A 20,111-nucleotide genomic window follows, 5' to 3' on the forward strand; every position below is an offset into this window, starting at 1 on the left:
TTTAGCGTGTAAAATACGATTTTATTTTAGCCCTGAAATAAAGTTCTTTTAACCTGTCCAGTATGTTGATTGGGCTGAGGTTGTAGTAAAAATATACTAACGGATTTATAATAGCTCTCATAACCTGATGATTTGTTAATTGCAAATTACTACATCAAGATTAAGCGGTTATAACGTTAGTATTAGCATTTTGTAAAGAAAATGGCTGGTCTGTTTTTAGCTGATGTAAAATGGTTGGATGCAGTTGGGCACCTTTCTTGTAAAAATTGGTACTTTTGCAGGATGGAAATACCAGACATCTCTCCATCTAAGGAGGCCATACGAACCACTCAAATTGGTATAGTGATTAGCATTATCCTGATTTTTGTGAAAGGTATTTCTGGCTATGTAGGAAACTCCTATGCTTTAATTGCGGATGCCACGGAATCTGGTGCTGACGTAATTAGTTCGGGACTGTTATGGCTGGCATTATTGTATGCGCAGCGACCGGCAGATAAAGGGCATCCTTATGGCCATGGCAAGGCTGAGCCTATAGCTGCAGTTTTAATAGGCATTTTCCTGATGCTGGCGGCTTGCTGGATAGCCTGGCATGCTGTTTTTTTTATCACTACACCCCACGTACTACCCAGTAGTTTTACCCTGGTGGTTTTATTTATTGTGGTGGTCACCAAAGAGCTTTTGTTTCGTTATGTGATGAAGGTAGGGGTAAAATTAAATAGCCAGGCTGTAAAAGCGGATGCCTATCATCACCGCAGTGACGCCATAACTTCCATAGCCGCATTTATCGGAATTTCCATCGCACTGTTTATGGGTAAAGGATATGAGGGTGCGGATGATTGGGCTGCTTTGCTGGCATGCTTATTTATCATTTACAATGCGGTAAAAATTATACGACCTGCTTTCTCTGAAATTATGGATGGCGCGCCTGCCGATGAACTCATCGCCGAAATTAGCCGCATGGCTTCGTTACATCCTGAAGTGAAAAGGGTAGAGAAGTGTATTGTTAGAAAAATGGGACTGGCATATTATGTAGACATGCATATAGAAGTAGAAGGAAATACAACTGTATTTGATGCTCATGAGGTGGCCCACCAGGTTAAAGATGAACTCCTGCAATCTGCACTGCAGATTAAAGATGTGCTCATTCACGTAGAACCTTACGAAAGGGAACCAGTTCAACTTTAAAATACAAAGGCCCGGATATTAATCCGGGCCTGTAGCAAAAGCTTAAAAGCGAGAGCGTTTTTGTAGCTTAGAATTTCAGGGTCACACTGCCCAAATATTGCCTTAGCATTTGGTAGGCAAGGCTAGAATTCCAATATTTTTCGTTGGTCATGTTGTTTAATTTTAAACCAAAGCGCCATTTAGGCTGATCGTAAAATACCGAAGCATTATAAATAGAATACGATGGAATTTTAAAGGTGTTAGGCGCATCAAAGTAAGAATCACTTACGTAGTTGGCGCCAAAGCCTAGGCCTACGTTTTTGATGTATTCCTGGAATTTATAGCTGATCCAAAAATTGGCTACATTTTGAGGAGCAGCAGTTACCCTTTTACCAAGATTTGCTATTGTGGAAGTATTGGTTACAATACTCTCGTTATAGCCATAACCAGCAATGATGTTTAGACCTTCAAGAGGGTTTGCAATAATTTCTGCTTCAAATCCTTTACTGCGTTGCGTGCCATCCTGAACAGAAAAAACAAGGTTATTTCTCAATTCAGTGGTGGTAGCATTACTGATTTTAATATCGTAATAACTTAAAGTAGCAGTTAGCTTATGATCAAATGCTTCTGCTTTAACACCACCTTCCATTTGATTGGCCTGTCTTGGTTTAAAAATGGAGATGGTGCCATCAGGCTGTGTAACAGGGCCAACATTGGAAAATCCATTCATATAATTTCCAAATAAACTCAATTGGTCTTTAACCAACTGGTAGGTTAGTCCAAACTTAGGTGAGAAGGCAGTTTGGTTGTAATTATTAGTACCTACTATACCATTAGTAACACTAGGTTGGCTCATAAAACGATCTGCACGCAAGCTTACCATTGCATTAAACTTATCGGTGATGTTAAACACATCTGAAAAATAAGCGCTAAAAATATTTTGCTTTGCTGTTTGGTAGTTACTTGCTGTAGAGGCTGCCAATTGATCTAATCGCTCTAGAACTATAGAAGTAAATGGCTTGGTGATGTCAATGGGCGCTACATTGTCATAAGTAATTTGGTTGCTGTACTTCTGTTTACCGTGATATGTAAATACATCTGCACCTGCTACAAGCCTGTTTCTAAATGAACCTATTTTAAAATCCCCCGTAAAGTTTTGCTGTATGTCAATAGAGTTGAAATCTCGTGGTCCAAAATCAGTTACACGGCGGGTTACAAGAGAAGGTGAAACAAATAAAGGATAAATTTGAAGGCTGCGCTCCACATGACTATTGCTATAAGCCACGGTTGTGGTAGATTTCCAACTGTCTGAGATTTTGTAGTCTGCCTGGGTGTAAAAGTTACGGGACATTACTTTGGCATCTATATTTTCCCCGCCAAATGAAGTTTGATAATCTAACAATACATCACTCATGCTTTTCATCGTTCCATCAGCGAAAAATCCTGGGTACGTGGAAACAGGCCCGGAGAAAGTTGGATAGGGATTTTGAGTTTTATTTTGTGCAAAGATTTCGAGATCAAACAATAAAGTTAAACGGTCATCTACCTTGTAAGAAAGGCTAGGGGCAAATGTAAAAGTACGTGCATGACCATAATTCTGGAAACTTCCTTCATTTTGGTAAGCAGTATTTACACGGAACAAAACAGATTTGTCTTCGTTTATAGGTGTATTGATATCGGCAGCAATCCTGCTAAAATCATAACTACCTATGGTAGTCGAAACTTCCCCTTTAAAAGTATCGAATGGTTTTTTAGTAACCTGGTTAATCAATCCCCCGAAAGAAACAATGCTTGAGCCAAAAAGAGTTCCTGATGGACCTTTGATGATTTCAATACGATCTACATTGATCGGATCTATGTATGTCCAAGATTGTGCCGCCATGCCATTTCTGACACTTGTACTTACGTTAAAACCTCGAATATAAGCGCTGGCGGTACCTGCCGGACTTACCGATGGAATAGCCCCAGGCGAGTTCCATAGTGCATCTTTGTAGTCTACGACCATTTGCTCTGCCATTAAAACATGACTAACTACAGAATATACTTGTGGGTTTTCAAGGTTTTTTAATGGCATACGTGATACATACTCACTTTCTTTCCTTGAAAATTTATTGGTCTTATTTTTAGCGATTACCACCTCCTGCAAAGCCTCATTATTCTCTGCGAGCATAAAGTCTGCTGTTGATGTTTCGTTTACTTTTACAGTGATTTGTTTTGACTGTGTTTGCAGTCCGGTATAGCTGGCCACTAAGGTGTAATTCCCCGGTTTAATGTTATTTAAAGTGTAACCGCCTTTTGAATTAACAGTTGTCCCTTTTTTTGTTCCTGTTAATGTGATGTTTACCAAAGCTGCCGGTCCACCATCTGAAGTGCGAACGGTGCCATGTATGTTACCTGTTTGTGCGGCAACAAGCAGGCTGCAGCACATTAAAAAGGCAGAGAGGGTTACTTTGAGTAGTTTTGTGGTCATACGTCTTAATTTAATTCTTTAATTCGCTATTTAGATTAAATCTATTTACTATTTTAGCGGGACAAAGGTGCTCATTTAGAATTCATCTAAATTACCATTTGGCAACTATTTTATACCATTTAGCAACAGGGGAATTGGAGGCAAATAAGATCGTAAATAAAGAGATTGAAAGTGCAAGAGGGGAGGGCTTGGTTACCTTGGCCATTCCGGCTGAACTATTTGGCCTGTTGCAACAACTACAATCTACTACCGCCTCTGTGGATGGTAAAAGAGCATTGCTTGAACGGAGGGTACTTGAAGGGATGAGTAGGCTATTTAGCAAAACCCAGGAAGATGTACCTGTTGCCCAGCGGATACAATCACTTTTGCTGGCAGACTTTTGCAGAACACCAACTTTCCATGAACTTTGCCATATTATGGGGATGACTGAAAATGCTATTCAGAAGGTGTTTAGAAAGGCATTTGGAAGTACGATATTTGAATATGTGCATGTAATGAAAATGACACGGGCAAAGCAGGAACTTGCTAATGGCAGAACAGTGAAGGAGGTAGGCTATATGCTGGGTTATCAGAATGCATCGCACTTTAGCAGGGCCTATAAGCGGTACTGGGGAGTTTCTCCTGCTAAATCACATCGTACAGACCCAATTTCAGCTTAGCCCTTAACATAGTCATAATGCTGGGCTAAAATGATTTTAATGGTGTAAGGGTAGGTTTGTAACTTATATAAACCCTTATACATGAAATATAATTTACTTTTTATTGCCCTTTTTTTATGTTTTGCAAGTTGCAAAAAGAACGATACTGAAGAAACCGAGCCAGAACAGGAATTCTTTGTGAATGAAGACCCTGCTACATTTGCAGAGGTAGGTTCATTGGATATCGGAGATGCAGGCGCTGCGGAGATCAGTGCTTTCGATCCTTCTACCAACCGCTTATTTGTGGTGAACAATGGTGCGGTTAACAAAATTGATGTCGTAGATTTTAAAGATCCTTCCAACATGAAGGTCATCTCTTCAATTTTAATGGCTCCTTATGGCGGTGCGGTGAATAGCGTGGCCGTTTCTAATGGTAAGCTTGCTGCGGCTATTGAATCTACAGACAAGCAAGCGAACGGATTGGTTGCGGTTTTTAATATCAGCGATTATGCTGAGGTTAAAAGAATTACAGTAGGTGCTTTGCCTGATATGATTACTTATTCTCCGGATGGTAAATACATCATGACGGCAAATGAAGGTGAACCAAATACGTCGTATACAAATGATCCTGAAGGCACCGTTTCTATTATATCTGTAGAAAATAATTATGCGGTAACTACCATCAACTTTGCAGGTATGGCGAGTCAGTTAGCTGCTTTGACAGCTAAAGGATTTCGTATTTTTGGACCTGGAAAGAATTTTCTTAAAGATATAGAGCCAGAATACATTACCATTTCTGCGGACTCGAAAACGGCCTGGGTAACCTTACAGGAAAATAATGCCATCGCTAAAATAGATATTGCCTCTAAAACCATCACCAATATTTTTCCGCTGGGTTTTAAAGATTACAATGTAACCGGCAATGAAATAGACCCTACGGATGACAATGGTGTTTATGTTGCCGCTAAATGGCCTGTAAAAGGCGTTTATATGCCAGATGCACTTGCTATATTGGAAAGTAATGGCATACCTTATCTCTTCACTGCCAATGAAGGTGATGCCAGAGAGTATGATGCTTTTTCGGAAGTTTTGAGGATAAAAAACAAAGATGTAAAGTTAGATGCAACTGTATTTCCAAATGCTACTGCGCTGAAAACAGATGCCCAGTTAGGTAGGTTAAATATCACGACTACCCTTGGTGATACTGATGGCGACGGTGATTTAGATGAACTCTATTCTTTTGGTGCACGTTCTTTTAGTGTGTGGAATGGTTTAACTGGCAGCCAGGTTTACGATAGTAAAAATGAACTGGACCGTAAATGTGTGGAAGCTACTGCATATGACGACGGACGTAGTGACGATAAATCTGTGGAACCAGAAGGAATCACTGTAGGTAAGGTTGGCCATAAGAATGTAGCTTTTGTAGGTTTGGAACGCGCAGATGCCGTTGCTGTTTATGATGTCACTAATCCGGCTGCTCCGGTATTTTTAAAAATCCTAAAATGTGGTGATGCGCCTGAAGGCGTTTTAATTATCCCTGCCAAAAACAGTCCAACGAAGAAGAGCTTATTGGTGGTGAGCAGTGAAAATGATGGCGTTTTAAAAGTATACACGCCAGAAACAATATTGTAACAATTGCCGGCTATTGTTCAATAAATTCAGCCAATGTTAACACATAAGCCATCAGTTAACATAATGATAATATGAAATTAACATTGGCTTATTGTATCTTTGGTTACCCATCACGTTATTATGAATAAGAAGAAAATCAATACTTTGGTTAAAACGGCCAAGAAAGAAGCAGAGAAAGACATTAAGTTTAGTTTGGTTACTGCATTAAAAGAAGCAGCAGGCATACTTTCAGAAAACAAAAAAGTTAGCAAGGAAATAGAGAAAAGTGCGGGTAAACTTGCAGGAAAACTAGTTAAGGAAGTTAAGTTTGACAAAGCTGCCCTGGTAGAAGAAAGTAAAGAAGCCAAGGCGATTAAATCTGCAGAGGTTGAAACTAAAACAGAGCAGGCTGCAAAAGCAAAAGCTCCTGTTAAAAAGGCTGCGTCAAAATCTACTTTAAAAGTAGATCCAACAGCACCAGAAATTTCAAAAGCATAGGTTTTTCAAGTTTAATAGTTTTAGGCCCTTTTTATAAGGGCCTTTTTTTATGGATTTTTTTTTTCCATGATAGATTTTATCATGAATTCTTAGCAATTCCTTAACCTGCCAGCTTTACTTTTGTGCTATAAATATCTGGTTAATATTTATACAGTTTAGGTTTAGTTGATAAAACGAGCGCCAGGATGGATGTCCTGGCGCTTTTTGTATGGATGTCTTTAAATCAAGTCTACATTTACTCAGTCTCTTATGCTGTTGATGTGTCATAGAACAAATTATTGAAAGGAGGTTTGCCTTGTTATTACACTATTCCCTTATTGTTAAAATAAAGTTACGTATTTTTGAGACATGCAGTTGGCCATCTATGTAGTTTATGAAGTACTTGTAAGACTCAAGGAGTTACATCCTGAAGTGGGAGAGTACCTTTCTTATAAAAAGGTAAGTGCAGGGATTGCTGTAAATACAACTACAGGAACATTAAACATTTCTGATGACATCTTATCCCGTCAGTTTCATAATCCTGAACTGGTTTCCCCTAATGATCTTATTGGAATTGCGGAGTCTTTTGAGCCTTTTAGAAAAAAACAAGCTTAGCTTAAAATAATATCCATAAAAAAGCGCCAGGACATCTATCCTGGCGCTTTTTAGTATGTGTTCATTACATTCCTATTGCACGGCAATCTATAAAGGCCGTATCGCGGACCGTAGTTGTTTTTAAGTTCATTTTGTATTTAGGATTTTTCCCCATAAAGGAACCCGTAGCCGTATAGTTGCCACCGATGGCAAGGCCTTGGGTAGACCATTTGCCATTTATCAGGTTAATACTTCTCTGTAAGCGCTTATACGGAGAATCATCCGGCATTACTACATAACCCCACTGACTAGGCGTAATGATGAGTTTTTTGTCTGTACACTTTATGCACATCTCAAAATCTATTCTGGGCTCTAACTGGATATTTACACCCGAAAATAGATTAATCTGCCCGTTGAAAGTGGTTGCCCGCGTTTCATTTACAAGGGGCTTCCACCAGTAAGAGATATTATAAATCACCCTGGGGTCAGTAATGGGAGAGCTGGAAACAATGTTCCCGGAATAATTTACTGGCTTTTCTATATCTGCCATTCCCGGATAAAAAGGGAGAAACAAGGTGTAGTCACCCATCCTTACATAAGAGGTAAATGACATGTTTTCCTTATCTGGAATGTTCTTGATGGCCAGAGGCAAAGTGGTGATCACGCTCAGGTTGTAGGTTTGAGTATAATCAGCGGGATAGTAAAATCCAACATTTGCCGACTGGCAATCTGTACGTAGGTAGGATTTACCTCCAATTGTGACTGCCCTTACCGCTGTCCTATACGTAGTGTCGTTTTTAAAGTCTATCCCGGTCTCTACAGAGTCACCTGCCGCGAGTATCTTCTTTGTAATAGGGTTCATCTTATCTGCTGCCAGGGTGTAACTGATGAACCATTTGTAGGTGCTATCTGGACTAATAGAGAAATTCTTGCCGTCTTTATCAACCCCGTAGAAACTTACTTGGTTTGAAAAACTTTCAGTAACCGGACGACCAGTTTTTACTGTAATGGCATCAAAGAGTAACCTGTTTTCTTGTCCCGATCTTTTATTCAGCAGTTTTATGTTCTTTCCATAATCTACCTGGCCATCCGGATCTATAGGGAATACTTTTAAGTTTTCGCTGTTGTTGTACTCAATTGACTGGCTGATGATCTTTACCACGCCAGTGTAAGCTACTTTTTTATACCGTGGCCCGCTTACCTCGGTATCGTAATATCCTGTAATTCTAATTACCGGGATGTCTTCTGCTTTTCCATTTGGATTGCTGGTGTTAATTTTATGCATCACAGTATCATACTTAGGAACCGACTTGGTGTATTTTACCGTTCCGGTATCTAAAACCTTGTAGTAGAATGTAGAACCCTTAGGAAATACCATAGTCACCAAACCGTCTGCTACGCTCAATGGCACATCAGCAGGTTTAGTTTCGTCAGCAGTATTTCTTTTAGCCCCCTGTAAGCCAGATACCTGCTTCGTATTTGGTATAGCGTTCGGTGCTATTGTAGCTAACTTACCATTCTCTAAATTGATTTTTGTAGTCGCAGCTACTGCGCCATTGCTTAAGGAAAGGTTAGCTTCTGTTAAAACTACACCTGCAGGTGGGGTTTTAATGTTGATGAGGTCAACATATACTTTCTGGTCATATTCTGCAGCAGCTACCTGAATTTGACGAACCTGAGGCAGGTAACCAGTAGCGTTTACAGATAAATCAAATGAAACCGGACGGTTAAGCTGAGGAATTCTGCTGGGGTCTATGGCTATATCAATGATACCGCCACTCTGTACCGTCAGTTTTTTAGATCCCGAGCTGTTGATGATAAAGGCGGCATCCTGTCCTGTTACATCCACGGTTGTGCCCGTAGGGGTTTTACTTAGCGTTGCAGCATCTCGTACCTGCACCAGAATATGGTATTTTGAGGTTCCGGTAACTGCAGACATGTCCATAGACACAACGATTCCATCCGTAGGTTTTTTACATGCCCACAGGCCAATCAACAATCCTAAGATCATTAATGGCACATATACCCAGGCTTTTTTATTGTTGTTGTAAATGTTCTTCATAATTTTATTATTAAATATTTTAAAACTTGTAGTTGATGCCCAGTTGTATAATTGGCAGCCACTTATAATCTTTTAAATTGTCTTCTAAACGCTGGCGGTTGGTTTCATCCAGATAAAGCATGCCGGTAGAGCTGGTACTTACCTCTGGTGCACCCAAATTGTAAAGTCCCAAATCCAGAGATACATTGATCTTGTTTTTAGGAAAGTCCCGGAAAAAGGCAAGACCACCATAAGGTCTTAGCCCCTTCCAGTCAGAGCGGATTACGAGCATTCCTATTTCTTCTGCGGTAAATTGGCGGTCTCCCAGTTTAAACCCTTCCACGGCCTTGCTCTCTATGGTGCCCTCAGCCTTAAAAAAGTAAGCTCCGCCCAATACCAACCTAACACTTTTACCTATAATTGGGTAATCTAAAAGTAAATGGGCATTTGTAAAAGACGCTTTTAGCCTGTCGTCTGTATCGTTGCTAAAAGATTGCACCACCTTGTCGGTTTCTACAGGCAGTATGCTAAAGCCTGCCCTTGCCGAGAGGTTGTTAATCAGCTGATATTTAAATTGGAGCCCAATACCCTGTGTGCCCAATTGGAGCGAGAGACTTTTTTGGCCTTCTGTGATGTCCGGGTCCCAGGATTGTCCGTAAGAAATGCTGCCTATGGATACCATAAGCAAGAGGAGTAAATTTCTTTTCATATATGTTGTGTTTAAATGTAAATGAGCATCTTATTTAAACAGCAAGGGGGAAACATATTCAAAAAACAAAACCTTGTTGACTATGAGTGATCTAACGATTTAAAATATGATTTTCTCTCCTGTAAAATTGAACACTATCTTCCATTTTTAAAATACCTAGTAGTTGGTATTTTACAGCTCAGAATTGAGTCTTTTAATCAACAAAAACGGCAGCGCTGTTTCCAGTGCTGCCGTTAAATCTGAAGCTTAATGTATTATTTTGTGGGATTATCTGGGGAATATTTGAGCCAAATCGTATAGCGTATTAAATAAACCAAATCTCAGTTTAATTATTATTTAAATCTTACCGCTTGTAAATTTAAAGCGTAGCAAGTTCTTCAATACTAAGACTGGTAGCATCGGAGATAATCTCTAATGAGATACCTTTGTTGATAAGATTTCTAGCAATCTGCTGTTTTTCTTCCAGCGCTTCTAATCTAACTTCTTCTCGAGCTTGATTTACTGCTCTGCCAACTAATATTTCTTTAACTGTCATAGGTACTGTCCTTCCTGTTAGTTGTTCTACTTCTTTTTCAAAGGTCGTGAACATTTGTGGGTTTTCAAAATTTACATAGTAGGTCAAAAACATCATCACTGCATTATGTTTTGTTAGACTTACTTTTCTCTTAGTCAATTCCATAACTAAATCGAGCTTCATACTTTTCAGATCTTGATCATTGGCATTTTTATACTTTAAAGCCAGCAGAACCACCAATGCAATTACAGCAAAAATATTTGGGTTTTTTCTCAGTTCTGCTTCATCCTGATCCAGGAGTTTATAGGTATTAAACTCATAGCTAAGCTTTGTACCAAGATATTCATCACGATAGGGTAAGGGCAGATAACCTTTAACATCATCAATTAAAATGGCGAATGCGGTAATAGATACGTTGTGTTTATCCCTGGCCAAATAATAATACCTGAACATACGCGCACTAAGATCTTCATTTCCCTTTTTTCCCTGCACCTCCACATGAACCAGGATAAACCTTGACCCACCATCTTTTAAATGCACACGTACCAATTTATCCACGAAACGTACTTTACCACTATCCTCTGTAGATGGGAAAAGTTTGTTGAATTCTTTATCTAAAAATGTAAACCTTTTGTCCATGGCAAATAGTTCATCTGCATTTGGAAAAAAGAACCGAAGGAAGTCGTCAAAAACCTCTTCTAAGGCGCCCTTCCATAACTCATCATCGCGCCTTGGGGCTTTTCTGTTTTTCTTTGCCATACTTTATGCTATATGGAGCATAGTATGTTTTTTATTTTTGTATTAACCCAAATTTATTTTTAACTATTTGAGTTATTATATCTATTCTGCCGACTGGAGACCCACTAAGAATACCTTTAATAACCTGGAGAATCCACACTGAAATGGCCAGTTAGATGCCATTTAAACTGACCGCTTTAGTAAGTACTGGCCACTTAGCTTATTTTAAAAGTTTTCAAGCGGTTTTTATAATTAATTAATGCTTGTTTGGAATTGGTAATCGAAACCTACTATAGCGCTAAAAGCAGGCTATTAAGCAGTTATGACGGAATACTGTTATTGCAAAGCAGGTCATTTAGCGTAGTAAATTAACCAATTCTCAGTTTAAGTGATCTTCTAATTCTACAACCATTGTGGTTTTATTTCCTTTTCAATTAACTATATTGTGCTGCGGGAACTTTATTTATGAAAAGTGTGATAAAGTGCCTTGAAGCGTATAATAACTGGTTTAGTAAGTAAAGCCCGTATTTGAAATTTCGGCTGGCTGGAAATTATTTTCGCCAGTTATGGATTTGAAATCTGATGATGCCAGGATTTATAATAGAAACCTTTTTAACCCAATAAAAATTAACATATGAGCTTGTATGGTATTTTTAAAATTGAAGATTGGAACTATATAGACCAATCTATCCTTAATTCGCTTACAGAAAGCGAATATGATTTAATGATTAACCAGGCTGAGCAGCATACCTATGAAAAAGGAGAAATCATATTTCGTGAAGGTGAAGCGCCAAATGGAGTGTATTTTATTAAGCAAGGAAAGGTTAAAAAGTACTTTAACAGGGGCGAAGGTAAAGAGAGCATCATATATATTGCTGGAAAGGGAGAGTTGATTGGTTACCATTCTGTTTTTTCAGAGAAAAACCATTCACACTCGGCGGCAACCTTAGAGGTAAGTATTGTCGCTTTTATCCCTATAGAAGTGTTTTTTAAAGTAAAGAGAGGTTCCGTTGCGTTTACGGATGCGTTGCTAAAGGCTTTGGCACATGATTTTACAGTATTTATAAACCTTACCGCTTGTAAAAACGATACGGCTGAAAGGCGTGTTGCTGTCATGCTCATTTTATCGAGAGAAAAATCTAAGGCAGGTTTGGTAAGCGGCTCGCAGGTTGAAATTAACATTTCCCGCACAGATTTAGCTAATTTTGTAGGCCTATCTAAAGAACATGTAATTAGGGTACTGGCTGGTTTTAAAAAGCAGGATATTATTAAAACGCAGGGTAGCAGTATTTGGGTAACAGATTTGGAACAACTGGTTGCAATAAGTAAATCAGGGCATTAATGAACATTTACAGGAACTGCTTTTGACATTAAGTATTGCCTACAGTAATTGGAGCAGGATAAATGTATTGTCATAGTAGAGGAGTCTAAGGCTAACTTGCAGGAGTAATAGTTGGGTATTAAAAATGCTAATATTAATTTGAGTAAAACACTAATATGATTTAGTTGTTTGTTGATTATTATTTGTACCTTAGCCTTATTAAAGTCTTACATTAAGATAATGTAAATGCATTTATCTTAATATTATCAATTACATTACCGTTCTGGTAGTGGAGAGTCCAAAATAATTTGTCTTTGTAAACCCGTACAACTATAGTTGTGCTTAATCAGTTTTAGAATGAATTGTCTCTTAGACGGCACCGCCACCCTACATCGTTTTTTACAGCAGAAAGGATTTGTTATATGCTAAAATTTAAAGCAATGAAAAATTACCTCCCAATCTTTTCTAAGAGCCCGAATTATCCCAATTTATTTAACACTGTTAATGCGGTTGGTTTAAGCACTGCTACTCCATTTTTATTAATAAAGCAATATTACCAAATTGTTAAAGTAGATGTGTTATCGGCTGAGGTTAGGTTGCCAGGTTTTTCTAAAAAAATAGGGGACATGTCCGGGGGGAAATCGGACAGCCAGGGCCGATTGTATAATCTTCCTTGGCAAGTCCCCTAAATAAAGCCAGAACTTAAATTGAACTCATTAGGTATAGATAATGATAAATATCATTTTTATTTGTAACCAATTGATGTTCGGTTTTAAGTTGAGTGTTGAGCATTTATCTGTTTGTGACATAGATTATCTGCTTTAAACGGCCTAAATGGCTGCATAAAGGCTTACAACTAAATCATTTCATTTATTTTAGTTGTCTGTAAAACCTACCGGTTTAAATTGACGTATATCATTACTTTACTGGTTGTTAATTAAGCCTGCCAATTTTTAGTTTTAATGGAATTGTAAATACGAACATAAATTATTTTGAAAATGGGTGCAGTTAACCTAAAAATATTTCCTGATGATGCCCTCTTACCTTTAATTAAGGAGGGAAATGTTGTTGCGTTTACAGAGCTTTTTCAACGGTATAAACATCGCCTATTTTTACATGCTTATAAAATGTTGCAAAATGAAGAAGAGGCACAAGATGTTGTCCAGGATTTATTTGCAACCATATGGGCTAAGGGTGATGATTTTAAGGTAACAGAAAATATTGATAATTATCTTTATGGCGCTGTTAAAAATAAGATACTAGACATCATTGCTCATAAAAAAGTGATTGCAAAACATGTGAGCTCCTTTACAAAGGATATTGTACAGGATGAGTCTGCCCATGATAAATTTGTAGAGAAGGAATTGAGGAAGATGATAGAGTCAGAAATTAGCAGCCTTCCTCCTAAGATGCGCCAGGTTTTTGAATTAAGCAGAAACGAGGGCTTGTCTCATAAGCAAATTGCCGATAAGCTAAATATTTCTGATAAAACAGTGAAAAAGCAAATTAACAATGTACTTAACATCTTGCGTACCAAAATTAGGTTTACTATTCTATTCTTCTTTTAGGCTGGCCTGTCTACTGCTGCCCGTAAACGCTAAGAAAATTATTTTTATTTTCTTCTACTACCAAATACCTGTATTGCCGTATTACTCTATATAAAGGGAATGTAAACTGAGTGTTACGTACTTGTTAACATAACTTATACTAAAAAAAAACCTATGACCAATTTAGAAGCTGAAGAGCTATTTGCAAAAATTAGAGAAAATATCCCACTCTCAGAAAAGGAGCAAAGGGATTTGGATCTTTGGTATTTGCAGCATGGTAAGCATGCCTCTCCACTCAGAGACCCTATAATATTTAGTGAGAATATAGAAGAGATGGACAGGCGGTTTGCTGCTAATTTTGTTTCCAATAAATTTAAGCTTTGGTCTGTACGCTTTGCTGTAGCGGCCTCTGTAATTCTACTTACCTATTTTGGTTTGTATTTTTATGAGGCAAAAAATAAAGAAAATAATGCCGTATCTGTTTACGCAAATGATGTAGCGCCGGGTGGGCATAAAGCTACGCTTACCTTAAGTAATGGACGGGTTATAAAATTAGACAGCGCCAAAACAGGAGTGGTTATAGATTTAAATACTTTAAGCTATAATGATGGGGCCTCGGTAAGCAATACTGACAAATCCATTCCATCTGGATTGGATATGACGATAACTACTCCAAAGGGTGGAGAATACCAAATTACCTTATCAGATGGTACCAGGGTTTGGCTTAATGCAAACTCTACACTTAAGTTTAGTAATGTAGCCAATGCTACTGAGCGTAAAGTTTATCTTTTGGGCGAAGCTTACTTTGAGGTTTCAAAGGTGTTTAAACCTGCGGCTAAAAGCGGAGAATTAAAATCTCCAGCATCAAAAGAAAAGGTGCCTTTTACAGTGCTTACCGATAAACAAGAAATACAGGTATTGGGTACTCACTTTAATGTAAATAGCTATCCTGAAGAACCTGCTGTGAAAACAACATTACTTGAAGGTTCGGTATTGGTCAGCGTGCTTTCCAATGCACAATCCTCTACGGCAAAGCAATCAAGTATAAAGTTAGGGCCAGGGCAGCAAGCCATACTTAAAGATAATAAGTTGGCTGTTAAGCAAGCTGATGTTGATGATGTAATGGCTTGGAAAAACGGATACTTCCTTCTTTATCATGAAGATTTTAAGGGTATTATGGATAAAATATCCAGGTGGTACAATGTAGAGGTTATTTACAAATGCGAGCCGACGGATATAAAAATTGGAGGTTTAATACCACGTACGGCTAATATTTCTACCGTGCTGGAGGTTATGGAACAGACAGGAAAAGTTCACTTTAAAATTGAGGGAAGGAGGGTCACCGTACTTAAATAAAGAAGCATAAAAGGGTGATCTAAAATAAAAAAGTTGGCTCTGACGGGCATCAGAACCAACTAAGATTTAGCAAGCCTTAACAAATTGAAATCAACTTATCAACCGATGCGAATTGCCGGAACTTTCAAATAACAGGCAACCGCTGCAAACTAAACCGAAAACGAATGTACAAAATTTACCAAACAAACTGGTATAACCCGCCGGGTTATATCCCTAAATTGTTGCGGGTTATGAGGCTAACCGTCATTTTTTTAATTGCTGCTATTATGCAGGTAAGCGCAAGTAGTTATGGGCAAAAAATAAGTCTTAACTATAAAAACGTTGATATTGTTAAGCTTAATCAAGAGATATTTAGGCAAAGTGGTTATTATTTTATCCACGAAAAAACTTCTGAAAAAGAGTTTAAACCAGTATCTATTGCGGTACAAAACGCAACAATCCAGGAGGTGCTTGAATTGTGCTTTGCAGGGCAACCCCTTGTTTACGAGATTAAAAAGAACAAATCGATTCTGGTTAAAGCTAAGGAAAAATCTATTGTTGACCGGATTACTTCGTTGTTTGCTTTAATTGATGTTATAGGTAAAGTGGTAGATGAAACAGGAAGCCCATTACCAGGCGCAACTGTTTTGGTAAAAGGTAGTAGCAAAACTGCCAAGACAAATACAGAAGGGGTTTTTACCTTGACTAGAGTTGAAGAGAATGCCATTTTGGTTGTTTCTTTTATTGGATACGATCAGCAGGAGGTTAAAGCAACGGAAAATGTTGGAACCATTAAGATGGTGCTGGGTGCAGGAAAGCTTGAAGAAGTGCAAATTAATGCAGGGTATTACACGGTGACGGATAGAGAAAGGACAGGGAATATCTCTAAGGTTACCGCAGAGACGATAGGAAAACAGCCTGTTAATAATCCTTTAATGGCGCTTGTGGGAAATATAACTGGACTTCAAATTACTCAGCAGACCGGTATTCCTGGCGGAGCATTTACAGTTCGGATTCGAGGAAGAAATAGCATTAATAGTGGAAATGATCCACTATATATTATCGATGATGTCATCTACCCATCCACAAGGATTTCGGGAGGAAATACTAGCAACATATTAGGGACGGCCGGAGTAAGTCCATTAAGCTTGATCAACCCTGGTGATATAGAAAGCATTGAAGTGCTGAAAGATGCAGATGCCACAGCTATTTACGGATCTCGTGGGGCAAACGGAGTAATCTTAATTACCACAAAAATGGGTAAGTCTGGAAATAACAGGATTGATGCTTCGGTAGCACAGGGATATAGCCAAGTGGGAAATCGAATTGCTCTATTAAATTCTGAACAATATATTTCCATGAGAAGAGAAGCCTTTAAGAACGATGGTTTGTCGCCAACCGCCACCGATTATGATGTGAACGGGACATGGGATGCTAATAATTATACTGATTGGCAAAAAGAGCTAATTGGAGGAAATTCTCCAGCTATGAATGCCTCACTTGGTATTAGTGGAGGTTCAGAAAAGAGTAATTACCGGCTAAGTGGTAACTTTTATAAAGAAGGGTCTGTTTTCCCAGGTAATTTCGGTTTTCATAGAGCAAGCATGATTTCAAACTTTAATATCGGTTCGTCATTAGATCGTTTTAGTGCAAGTTTCATCGCAAATTACAGCCATACTCAAAGCGATCAGTTGATTACTGATTTAACACAATATATGTTATTACCACCTAATTCGCCTAGTTCTTATGACCAATACGATAAACTTACGTGGAGCAATAATACCGTGCAAGTAAATCCCTTCGCTTTGCTACTGCAGACAAGTGATGCAAGTACGGACAACTTTGTTGGCAATATATCTTTGAACTATCGTATTGTTAAAGGTCTTATTTTAAAAACGTCTATAGGATACACAACAATTAAAAGAGATGAGTTGCAGAAAACTCCTTTGGCATCATATTCTCCGGCCTTCGGCTTCACTTCGGCTAATAGGGTAAGTTTATTTGGAGCTAACTATAATAACAGCTTAATCGTTGAGCCGATGATCACGTATCAATCTAGCATAGGTTCAGGTAAGGCAGAGGTATTAGTTGGGATGAGTGCTCAGACTAATGACTATCAGATCAGAACTATTCAAGGTGCTGGTTTTAGTAGTGATGATCTAATGGATGTAATTGGATCTGCAGCGTTATTGACAACTAATCAAAACATTTTTTCCCAATACAGATATACGGCAGTCTATGCACGAATTAACTATAATTATGAAAGTAAGTATATTTTAAATCTGACCGCTCGGAGAGACGGCTCAAGTAGGTTTGGTTCAGATCGCCAGTTTGCAAACTTTGGTGCAATTGGTGCAGCGTGGGTATTCTCTGAAGAGAATTTCATAGGACAAAATTTTGGCTTTTTAAACTTTGGGAAACTTAGGGCTAGCTATGGGGTGACAGGTAACGATCAGATTGCAGATTATGGATATTTACAGCTATGGAACAATACTGGGACATATCAGGGGGTGTCAGCGCTTTCCCCAGGCACCTCTGCTGCCAATGCTGATTTTGGATGGGAAACAAATCGGAAACTCGAAGCTGCTTTGCAATTAGGTTTTGCTAAGGATAAAGTAGGCTTAGAAATCTCAATCTATAAAAATGTATCTTCTAATCAGCTATTATTTCAAACATTGCCGTTGAGTACTGGCCTTGGAGGAGTAAATGCTAATCTGCCAGGAAAGATTCAAAATACTGGTTGGGAAGTAGGCCTAGATGTTAAACTTCTTAAGAGGAAGAACTTGGATTGGCATGTTAATTTTAATTTGACTGTACCAAGGAATAAATTACTGACATACCCGGGATTAGAAACTTCTTCAAATGCAGCGATATATCAAGTCGGCTCGCCATTATCTATTCTTAAAGCCTATAATATAACTGTAAATTCACAGACAGGACTATATGTTGCAGAGGACAAAAATAATAATGGAATTATAGATGATGGTGATCGTTACCTTATTGAATTTGTTGGTCAGAGATACTATGGCGGATTAAAAAATTCCCTTAAATATAAACGTTTTAATCTTGATTTTAGTTTTTTCTATGTAAATCAAAAAGGTAGGAATGATAGAATTTTGGCGTCCAGAACTGCGGGAGGATGGCTTGCTAGCATTCAAACTGTAAACCAACTATCAGATGTGCTTTCCCGTTGGCAACAGCCAGGCGACGTATCTTTGTATCAAAAGTTTACGACAATTTCTGCGAATAATTCATTAAATACAAGCGTTAAAAATTATGGCAATCTTTCGGTGGCTGACGCCTCTTATTTCAGACTTAGGAATGTTTCATTGAGTTATTCACTGCCAAGACGTTTTCTTTCAGTATTAAAAATTAGCGATGCTGCATTAAGTATTCAGGGGCAAAATATGTTTACACTAACCAAATATGCTGGCCTTGACCCTGAAACACAAAATCTTAACCTCCCTCCCTTACGCACCGTAGTAATGGGATTAAATGTCACATTTTAAATTAGTTGTTATGAGAAAGAAATATTTTAAATATCTATTTTTTGTTATTGTATTTCAGCAAACTTCCTGCAAAAACTTTTTGGGAGTAGACCCACCCAAAAGCAGTTTAGTTCAATCTACTGTTTTCGATAATAATGATCAAGCCACATCTGCTGTGATTGGAATATATGCAACGATGTCGGCTTCTGGGTATGCTTCTGGTGGCTCTGGAAGTATTAGTAATCAAGCAGGGATGTCTTCAGATGATCTGGTTGGTTATTCAGCTTTAAATATACCTTTTTACCAAAATGCACTAACGCCAGACCTTTCAAGTCTTCAGGCTTTATATTCAGGTTTATACAAAACGATTTATGCGGCAAACGCAGTTTTAGAAGGGCTTTCTGGTTCAAATGGTGTGACGCCGCCTGTTAAAGTCCAGCTACAGGGTGAAGTTATGTTTATCCGTGCTTTCGCTTACTTCTACCTAGTAAATTTATACGGTGCAGTGCCTTTACAACTTACAACAGATTATAGGATTACGCAAATGGAACCAAGAACACCGTCTAAGCAAGTTTACGAGCAAATTATAGCTGACCTTATGAACGCGGAAAATTTGCTTACTGAATCTTACCCCACGGTTGGCAGGGTTAGGCCAAATAAGTCAGCTGTTTGGGCAATGTTGTCAAGAACATATTTATATCTTAAGGACTGGGTGAATGCTGAAAAATATGCTTCTCTGGTCATTTCAAAGACAACCTATAGTTTGGTTGACATAAATTCAGTGTTTTTAGCCAATAGTCAAGAGGCAATATGGCAACTTATGCCAGCAGCAAATAGTAATACACAAGATGGCCTTAATTTTATTCTAACAGCTGCACCAACTTCTGTATCTCTAAATAGCAATTTTGTAAACAATGCTTTCGAAGCTAACGATAGAAGGAGATCCAGTTGGATAAACAGTCTTACAATTGGAACTCAAACTTATTTTTATCCTTTCAAGTACAAGGTTCGTTCATCCACAGCAGTCACAGAATATTCAATGGTACTTCGACTAGCAGAACAATATCTTATAAGGGCTGAAGCAAGAATAAATCAAGCTGGAAAGATTGAGGAAGGGATATCCGATCTCAATATCATACGCACAAGAGCGAGACCGAGCTCTACTGCAAGTATGCCAAATCCTCTTCCTGCGTTGGACCCTAATCTTGACAAACCATTAGCATTATTAGCCGTTGAACAGGAAAGGCGTGTCGAACTCTTTACAGAGTGGGGGCATCGTTGGCTTGATTTATCAAGAACGGGGAGGGCAAACGAAATTTTGTCTACCGTTAAATCTAATTGGCAGCAAACGGATCTGCTATATCCGATTCCGTTTGACGAGAGGAGTAGAAATCCTGCAATTACACAAAATCCAGGTTATTTAGATAATTTATGAGAAAGATAATGCGGTTGATATTTATTGCT

14 protein-coding genes are annotated in these 20,111 nt (G+C 38.4%); 10 read left to right on the plus strand and 4 right to left on the minus strand.

Annotated elements, in window-relative coordinates:
• The first annotated feature begins 201 nt into the window (after positions 1-201).
• Positions 202-1,185, plus strand: coding sequence for a cation diffusion facilitator family transporter (locus LPB86_RS08700; RefSeq protein ID WP_230642418.1), 984 nt, complete (start codon positions 202-204; stop codon positions 1,183-1,185).
• A gap of 67 nt (positions 1,186-1,252) precedes the next feature.
• On the opposite strand, the gene LPB86_RS08705 is transcribed toward LPB86_RS08700, so the two are convergent.
• The gene (locus LPB86_RS08705) at positions 1,253-3,634 is read right to left on the minus strand and encodes a TonB-dependent receptor (protein WP_230642420.1); all 2,382 of its coding nucleotides are present in this window, start codon (positions 3,632-3,634) and stop codon (positions 1,253-1,255) included.
• Positions 3,635-3,732: 98 nt separating this feature from the next.
• Between LPB86_RS08705 and LPB86_RS08710 the strand changes: the two genes are divergently transcribed.
• The 4 genes from LPB86_RS08710 to LPB86_RS08725 all read left to right on the plus strand — a co-directional run bounded on the left by LPB86_RS08710 (position 3,733) and on the right by LPB86_RS08725 (position 6,975).
• On the plus strand, positions 3,733-4,293 hold the full coding sequence (locus LPB86_RS08710; RefSeq protein WP_230642422.1) for a helix-turn-helix transcriptional regulator: 561 nt from the start codon (positions 3,733-3,735) through the stop codon (positions 4,291-4,293).
• A gap of 81 nt (positions 4,294-4,374) precedes the next feature.
• On the plus strand, positions 4,375-5,904 hold the full coding sequence (locus tag LPB86_RS08715) for a choice-of-anchor I family protein (protein ID WP_230642424.1): 1,530 nt from the start codon (positions 4,375-4,377) through the stop codon (positions 5,902-5,904).
• A gap of 120 nt (positions 5,905-6,024) precedes the next feature.
• Positions 6,025-6,381, plus strand: a complete 357-nt coding sequence (locus LPB86_RS08720; RefSeq protein WP_230642425.1) for a hypothetical protein — start codon at positions 6,025-6,027, stop codon at positions 6,379-6,381.
• Between the two features lie 348 nt (positions 6,382-6,729).
• Positions 6,730-6,975, plus strand: a complete 246-nt coding sequence (locus LPB86_RS08725; protein WP_230642427.1) for a hypothetical protein — start codon at positions 6,730-6,732, stop codon at positions 6,973-6,975.
• A 64-nt stretch (positions 6,976-7,039) separates the two neighbouring features.
• Here the strand turns inward: LPB86_RS08725 and LPB86_RS08730 are convergent, their stop codons facing one another.
• The 3 genes from LPB86_RS08730 to LPB86_RS08740 all read right to left on the minus strand — a co-directional run bounded on the left by LPB86_RS08730 (position 7,040) and on the right by LPB86_RS08740 (position 10,977).
• Positions 7,040-9,016, minus strand: coding sequence for a hypothetical protein (locus tag LPB86_RS08730; protein WP_230642429.1), 1,977 nt, complete (start codon positions 9,014-9,016; stop codon positions 7,040-7,042).
• A 19-nt stretch (positions 9,017-9,035) separates the two neighbouring features.
• A complete protein-coding gene (locus tag LPB86_RS08735; protein WP_230642431.1) occupies positions 9,036-9,704 on the minus strand; it encodes a hypothetical protein in 669 nt (222 codons plus the stop codon).
• 358 nt (positions 9,705-10,062) lie between these two features.
• Positions 10,063-10,977 (minus strand): hypothetical protein, encoded by a 915-nt coding sequence (locus LPB86_RS08740; RefSeq protein WP_230642433.1) that lies wholly within the window; start codon positions 10,975-10,977, stop codon positions 10,063-10,065.
• A 613-nt stretch (positions 10,978-11,590) separates the two neighbouring features.
• On the opposite strand from LPB86_RS08740, the gene LPB86_RS08745 reads away from it, so the two are divergent.
• The 5 genes from LPB86_RS08745 (at position 11,591) to LPB86_RS08765 (ending at position 20,082) form a co-directional block, all read left to right on the plus strand.
• Positions 11,591-12,298 (plus strand): Crp/Fnr family transcriptional regulator, encoded by a 708-nt coding sequence (locus tag LPB86_RS08745; RefSeq protein WP_230642435.1) that lies wholly within the window; start codon positions 11,591-11,593, stop codon positions 12,296-12,298.
• A gap of 977 nt (positions 12,299-13,275) precedes the next feature.
• Positions 13,276-13,845: an RNA polymerase sigma factor gene (locus LPB86_RS08750; RefSeq protein ID WP_230642437.1), complete on the plus strand. Its 570-nt coding sequence runs from the start codon at positions 13,276-13,278 to the stop codon at positions 13,843-13,845.
• A gap of 153 nt (positions 13,846-13,998) precedes the next feature.
• The gene (locus LPB86_RS08755; RefSeq protein WP_230642439.1) at positions 13,999-15,180 is read left to right on the plus strand and encodes a FecR family protein; all 1,182 of its coding nucleotides are present in this window, start codon (positions 13,999-14,001) and stop codon (positions 15,178-15,180) included.
• A gap of 164 nt (positions 15,181-15,344) precedes the next feature.
• Positions 15,345-18,668, plus strand: coding sequence for a SusC/RagA family TonB-linked outer membrane protein (locus tag LPB86_RS08760; RefSeq protein WP_230642440.1), 3,324 nt, complete (start codon positions 15,345-15,347; stop codon positions 18,666-18,668).
• Positions 18,669-18,678: 10 nt separating this feature from the next.
• Positions 18,679-20,082, plus strand: a complete 1,404-nt coding sequence (locus LPB86_RS08765; RefSeq protein ID WP_230642442.1) for a RagB/SusD family nutrient uptake outer membrane protein — start codon at positions 18,679-18,681, stop codon at positions 20,080-20,082.
• The last annotated feature ends 29 nt before the right edge of the window (positions 20,083-20,111 follow it).

Origin of the sequence: Pedobacter sp. MC2016-14 (genome assembly GCF_020991475.1) — a bacterium.
Classification (GTDB): domain Bacteria; phylum Bacteroidota; class Bacteroidia; order Sphingobacteriales; family Sphingobacteriaceae; genus Pedobacter.

Excerpts from the sequence above, each read along its gene's own strand:
- LPB86_RS08745 (WP_230642435.1), top strand. The coding sequence starts at position 11,591 with ATGAGCTTGTATGGTATTTTTAAAATTGAAGATTGGAACTATATAGAC.
- LPB86_RS08705 (WP_230642420.1), bottom strand. The coding sequence starts at position 3,634 with ATGACCACAAAACTACTCAAAGTAACCCTCTCTGCCTTTTTAATGTGC.
- LPB86_RS08765 (WP_230642442.1), top strand. The coding sequence starts at position 18,679 with ATGAGAAAGAAATATTTTAAATATCTATTTTTTGTTATTGTATTTCAG.
- LPB86_RS08700 (WP_230642418.1), top strand. The coding sequence starts at position 202 with ATGGCTGGTCTGTTTTTAGCTGATGTAAAATGGTTGGATGCAGTTGGG.
- LPB86_RS08720 (WP_230642425.1), top strand. The coding sequence starts at position 6,025 with ATGAATAAGAAGAAAATCAATACTTTGGTTAAAACGGCCAAGAAAGAA.
- LPB86_RS08755 (WP_230642439.1), top strand. The coding sequence starts at position 13,999 with ATGACCAATTTAGAAGCTGAAGAGCTATTTGCAAAAATTAGAGAAAAT.
- LPB86_RS08730 (WP_230642429.1), bottom strand. The coding sequence starts at position 9,016 with ATGAAGAACATTTACAACAACAATAAAAAAGCCTGGGTATATGTGCCA.
- LPB86_RS08760 (WP_230642440.1), top strand. The coding sequence starts at position 15,345 with ATGTACAAAATTTACCAAACAAACTGGTATAACCCGCCGGGTTATATC.
- LPB86_RS08715 (WP_230642424.1), top strand. The coding sequence starts at position 4,375 with ATGAAATATAATTTACTTTTTATTGCCCTTTTTTTATGTTTTGCAAGT.
- LPB86_RS08740 (WP_230642433.1), bottom strand. The coding sequence starts at position 10,977 with ATGGCAAAGAAAAACAGAAAAGCCCCAAGGCGCGATGATGAGTTATGG.
- LPB86_RS08725 (WP_230642427.1), top strand. The coding sequence starts at position 6,730 with ATGCAGTTGGCCATCTATGTAGTTTATGAAGTACTTGTAAGACTCAAG.
- LPB86_RS08750 (WP_230642437.1), top strand. The coding sequence starts at position 13,276 with ATGGGTGCAGTTAACCTAAAAATATTTCCTGATGATGCCCTCTTACCT.
- LPB86_RS08735 (WP_230642431.1), bottom strand. The coding sequence starts at position 9,704 with ATGAAAAGAAATTTACTCCTCTTGCTTATGGTATCCATAGGCAGCATT.